Source organism: Kitasatospora sp. NPDC057198, assembly GCF_042670125.1.
Lineage (GTDB): Bacteria > Actinomycetota > Actinomycetes > Streptomycetales > Streptomycetaceae > Kitasatospora.
In genome coordinates this window covers 1-4,278 of sequence record NZ_JBHUWH010000590.1, presented here as the reverse complement: position 1 = coordinate 4,278, position 4,278 = coordinate 1, and the positions used below count along the sequence as shown (strand labels likewise).

At 72.3% G+C, this 4,278-nt stretch carries 6 protein-coding genes and 1 pseudogene; 1 reads left to right on the top strand and 6 read right to left on the bottom strand.

What is annotated here, in order from left to right; genetic code table 11:
- From ACFUEL_RS36095 to ACFUEL_RS36070, 6 genes and pseudogenes are all read right to left on the bottom strand, one after another.
- A pseudogene (locus tag ACFUEL_RS36095) lies at window positions 1-317 on the bottom strand (hypothetical protein); the annotation flags it as partial.
- A 3-nt stretch (window positions 318-320) separates the two neighbouring features.
- Window positions 321-566 (bottom strand): gas vesicle protein GvpG, encoded by a 246-nt coding sequence (locus tag ACFUEL_RS36090; RefSeq protein WP_380241875.1) that lies wholly within the window; start codon window positions 564-566, stop codon window positions 321-323.
- Window positions 557-1,345, bottom strand: a complete 789-nt coding sequence (locus tag ACFUEL_RS36085) for a GvpL/GvpF family gas vesicle protein (protein WP_380241874.1) — start codon at window positions 1,343-1,345, stop codon at window positions 557-559. Before ACFUEL_RS36085 ends, ACFUEL_RS36090 begins: the two co-directional genes overlap by 10 nt.
- The gene (gene gvpJ / locus ACFUEL_RS36080; RefSeq protein ID WP_380241872.1) at window positions 1,342-1,776 is read right to left on the bottom strand and encodes a gas vesicle protein GvpJ; all 435 of its coding nucleotides are present in this window, start codon (window positions 1,774-1,776) and stop codon (window positions 1,342-1,344) included. The genes ACFUEL_RS36085 and gvpJ overlap by 4 nt, the downstream gene beginning before the upstream one ends.
- A 5-nt stretch (window positions 1,777-1,781) precedes the next feature.
- Entirely contained in the window at window positions 1,782-2,933 is a 1,152-nt protein-coding gene (locus ACFUEL_RS36075; protein ID WP_380241870.1) for an SRPBCC family protein, read from the bottom strand.
- Window positions 2,934-2,939: 6 nt separating this feature from the next.
- On the bottom strand, window positions 2,940-3,761 hold the full coding sequence (locus ACFUEL_RS36070) for a hypothetical protein (RefSeq protein WP_380241869.1): 822 nt from the start codon (window positions 3,759-3,761) through the stop codon (window positions 2,940-2,942).
- Window positions 3,762-3,952: 191 nt separating this feature from the next.
- Between ACFUEL_RS36070 and ACFUEL_RS36065 the strand changes: the two genes are divergently transcribed.
- Window positions 3,953-4,278 (top strand): DUF6479 family protein (locus tag ACFUEL_RS36065; protein WP_380241867.1); only part of this gene is annotated, 326 nt, incomplete at its 3' end.

Genomic DNA, 4,278 nt, shown 5'->3' with positions numbered 1-4,278 from the left:
GCCCGCTCCTCGCCGTCCCGATCACCGTCCCGGTCGTCCCGGTCGTCCCGGTCGTCCCGGTCGTCCCGGTCGTCGTCCCGGTCGTCGTCCTCCTCCGGTCGCGCCTTGCGACGGCGCGACACCGCCCGCCTGGGCGCACGCTCCTCCGTCTCGTCGGTCTCCTCGCTCTCCTCCGGTTCGTCCGGCTCCTCCGTCTCCTCCGGCTCGTCCGGCTCCTTCACGGCCCGACGGCGCCGGCGCGGCTCCGCCTCGGGGTCGCGCGCGGTGCGCCGTCGCGGTGCGGCGGCGGACGGGCGGCGGGTGCGCGGCTCGGGCACGGTTCACACCTCCCGGTCTCCGATGTCGGGCGGCAGCAGGCGCCGGACCAGTTCCGCTTCGCGGCGCTCGGCCTCCTGCTCGTCGATCGTTCCGGCTTCCCGGGCGGCCTGGACGTCCATCAACTGTCGGCGCACGGCGGCCGGGTCGTTCAGTTCGTGCCACGCCTGCTCGTGCAGCCGTTCGGCCACCCAGACCACGCCGCGGACGGGGGCGAGCGGCAGGGTGAACAGTCCGGTGATCAGTCCCATGAGCCGCGTCCTTGCGCGTCGACGAGTTGCGGGGCGAAGTCGTACGGGGCCAGCGGGCCGAGCAGCCGGAAGTCGACCCGGCCGTCCCAGTCGGCGGCGAGCACGTCCGCGGCGCGTTCGAACCCGGTCCAGCGGTCGGCGTCGACCAGGAAGGAGACGGTGACCGGCTGTTCGGCGGTCGGCTCGGCGCGGGCGGTGGCCTCGGCGAGCGGTCCGAGTTCCGCCACCAGGTGGTCGGTGTCGGAGCGGGCGCGGGCGGTCAGTGCCTCGGCGACCAGTTCGCCGAGCCGGATGCGGCGGGGCTGGGCGGCGGCCTCCGGCAGGTCGGCGACCTCCTCCCGGAGCCGGGCGATGTCCGGGCGGTCGCGGACGATCTCGCGCAGCACCCGGTCCTGCCGGTAGGTGCCCCGGGCGGTGAACTGGGCGAGGCCGTGCAGGCCCTCCAGCGCGGCGAGGAAGCGCTGTTCCTGCGGGGCGAGCAGCTCGTCCGTGACGGCCGCCTCGTCCCGGACCACCGCGCCGAACCGGAACGGCAGGACGGGCGTGCGTCCGGCCGCCACCGTGTCCAGCACCCGGGCGTGACCGATCAGGTCCCGGGGGGTGCCGAGCGGGCGGCGGGCGTCGATCTCGCTGACCAGGGCGGCCAGTCCCCCGTACCGCACCGGGACGACCGGCGCGGAGGGGTCGCCGACGCCGACCACGTCCTGCGGTGCGGGGGCGTCGGCCGGGACGATGCCGTAGACGTAGCAGGCAGAGTCGGGCGAAGGGGTGCTGTTCATCGCTCACGTCCTTTCCGGGCCGGCCTCGTCCGCCGACGGGGCCGCTCCTCCTCCTGCTCCTCCGGCTCCTCCTCGTCCTCGTCGTCGTCCCCGCCGATCAGGCCGGACACCTTCTCCTTCACGCCTTCGAGCGCGCCGCGGGTCTTGTGCCGGGCCCCGCCCTCCTGCATGTCGTTCACCAGTTGCGGGAGTCCTTCGCTCCGGTCCTGGGTGATGTCCAGCCGGTTGACCGCCTCGGCGAAGCGCAGGTACGTGTCGACGCTCGCCACCACGATGCGGGCGTCGATGGTCAGGAGTTCGATCCCCACCAGGGAGACCCGGATGTAGATGTCGATGACCAGGCCCTTGTCGAGGATCAGGTCGACCACGTCCACCAGGCCGGCGGAGGACGGGCGGGACATGTAGTTGCTGGAACGCGGGGCCACTGACACCGCTCTCACCTCTTCCGGGAGGAGGCCCGGCGGGAGCCTCGGCGGGCGGGCTGTTCGGGCTCGTCCTCCTCGTCCTCCGCTTCGTCCTCGTCCTCGTACTCGCCGTCCTCGTCCTCGGGCTCGTCCTCATATTCCTCGTCGTCGTACTCCTCGTCGTCCTCCTGGTCCTCGCCCTCGTCCTCGTCGTCCTGGTAGCCCTCGTCCTCGGGCTCCTCCTCGTCCTCCTCCTCGTCCGGCTCCTGGTCCTCGTCCAGCTCCTGGTCCTGGTCCTGGTCCTGCTGCTCTTCCTCCTCCTTCATCGCGTCCTCGTGAGAACGGACCACCTCGCTGTCGCGGATCTCGCCGCGCCAGCCCTCGAGCTCGTCAGGGTCGAGGATCGTGCGGGTCATCACGTGGCGGCGGAAGTGCTTCAGCTCCAGCCGGGCGCGTCGGCCCTGGGCCCGCCACAGGTTGCCCGTCCGTTCGAACAGGCCCTGGGGGTGGTACTCGAGGACGACCAGGATCCTGGTCAGGTTGGGGGCGAGTTCGTGGAACGTCACCGCCCCGTCGACCGAGCCCTTCTCGCCCTTGGAGCGCCACACGATCCGGTCTTCCGGGACCTGCTCGACGATCGTCGACTCCCAGGTGCGGTGCGAGAGGAAGATCCCGGCCTTCCAGCTCAGCTTCTCGTCGGAGGACTGGTCGACCTGTTCGAGCCGCTTGGTGAACTTCGGGAAGTCCTGGAACTGGGTCCACTGGTTGTAGGCGACCCGGAGGGGAACCCCCACGTCGATCTGCTCGATGATGTTGGTGACCTTGGTCTCCTTGTTCCCTCCGCCACCTCCCCCGCCGCCGCCGAGTTTCCCGGTCACGGCGTCCTTCACCTTGGACGCTCCCGCCCCCAGCACCTTCTTCGCGATGGTCCCGCCGATGCCGCCACCGCCACCGCCGCCACCACCGCCGTCGTCCTCGCCGCCGCTGCTACCGCCGTTCGCCACGTAGTCGACCAGCCGTTCGGTCACCCCGCCGACCTTGTCGGCCGCCGCCGTCATCGCCCGCTCCCCCAGTGCGGACACCAACTCCCTTGCCTGGTCCATCAGTCGGTCGGTGGGGAGCGCCTCCAACACGCTGCCCGAGCCGTTCTTGCCTTCGTCGTCGGACTGGGACTGCCTGGCCATCGCCGGTCACCCCGCCTTCGTCTTCTTGGCCGATGCCCGTGTCCCGGTGCTCTTCCGGGCGGACGCGGTTCCGGTCGACTTCCGTCCGGTGGTCGACGAGGCGGTCCGTTTGGCGGCCGCGGACTTCCGCGGCGCCGCCGCCTTCTTCGCGGTCTTCTTCGCGCCGGTGCCGCTGCGGCTGCCGGTCGAACGGGAGGCGGTGGACGCCGTGCTGCTCTTGGCCCGCGACGGGCGTTTCGTCCCGCCACCCGTCCCGCCGCTCGCGCGGGAGGCGCTGCTGCTCCGCGAGGCGCGTCGCCGGGGCGGCGGTTCCTCCTCGGCCTCCTCCTCCGGTTCCTCCTCGTCCGGTTCTTCCTCGTCCGGCTCTTCCTCGTCCGGCTCTTCCTCGTCCTCGGCCTCGCCCTCGGCCTCGTCCTCGTCCGGCTCCTCGTCCGGCTCCTCGCTCTCCTCCGCCTCGTCCGGCTCTTCGCTCTCCTCCGGCTCCACCTCGTCCTCGTCCGGCTCCTCGTCGTCCCGGCCGCGCCCCGCGGTGCGGTCGCGGACGGCTTCGGTCTGCTGCTGCAGCCGGTCGGTGAGTGCGCCCATCCGGTTGCCCGCGGCCGTCACGAGGGCGTTCTTGCCCGCTTCGGTCAGGTCGCCGCGCATCTCGTCCACCAGGCCGCGCAGTTGCGGCGAGGACTCCATGAGCTGCCCGAGCAGCACGCCCGGGTTGGTGCTGAGCTTCTTTCCCGCCGCTACTCCGGCCAGGGCCAACGCCCAGCGGGCCTTGTGCCAGCGCCCGAGGAAGTAGCCCGCGACGACGGCGGATGCCAACTTCGAGTTCTTCATCGGATTCCCCGTAGAAGGAGTCGGACCGGTCCTGGTGGCCGCCCCTGTTCGACAGTCGTACCGCCTACCCGGGCCCCCGAACACGACACACCGATATCCGGATCTTTCGGGCATTCATTCCGGGCGCACCGGGTAGACGGGAGCTGACGCGGGCCCGATCGGACGGGTCCACCGGAACGAAGGAGCGGGTCATGACGGTCGACGCGGTACTGGCGGCGGGGGCACTGGCAGCGGAGTCGAGCGGTCCGTCCCTCCTGGTGGTGGTCATTCCGGCCCTGATCATCATCGCCGCCCTGATCGGGGCGTTTGTGTGGGGCAGCCGTCGGCGCCGGCGTCCTCCGGCGGGCCCCGGGCCCGCGGCCCCGCGGGCCGACTCCTGGAGCACGCCGGAGGAGGGCCAGCCCGGCCGTCCGGGGTCGGCCGTCCCGGCGCGGGGGGGGGTCGGCGCGGCCGACCGTTGTCCGACCGAGGTGGCGGCCGGTGGGGTCCACGCGGGGGGGTGTTGTGTCGGTCCACC

Bases quoted from the DNA above. Each gene is read 5' to 3' on its own strand.
- ACFUEL_RS36070 (WP_380241869.1), bottom strand. From the start codon at position 3,761: ATGAAGAACTCGAAGTTGGCATCCGCCGTCGTCGCGGGCTACTTCCTC.
- ACFUEL_RS36075 (WP_380241870.1), bottom strand. From the start codon at position 2,933: ATGGCCAGGCAGTCCCAGTCCGACGACGAAGGCAAGAACGGCTCGGGC.
- ACFUEL_RS36090 (WP_380241875.1), bottom strand. From the start codon at position 566: ATGGGACTGATCACCGGACTGTTCACCCTGCCGCTCGCCCCCGTCCGC.
- ACFUEL_RS36085 (WP_380241874.1), bottom strand. From the start codon at position 1,345: ATGAACAGCACCCCTTCGCCCGACTCTGCCTGCTACGTCTACGGCATC.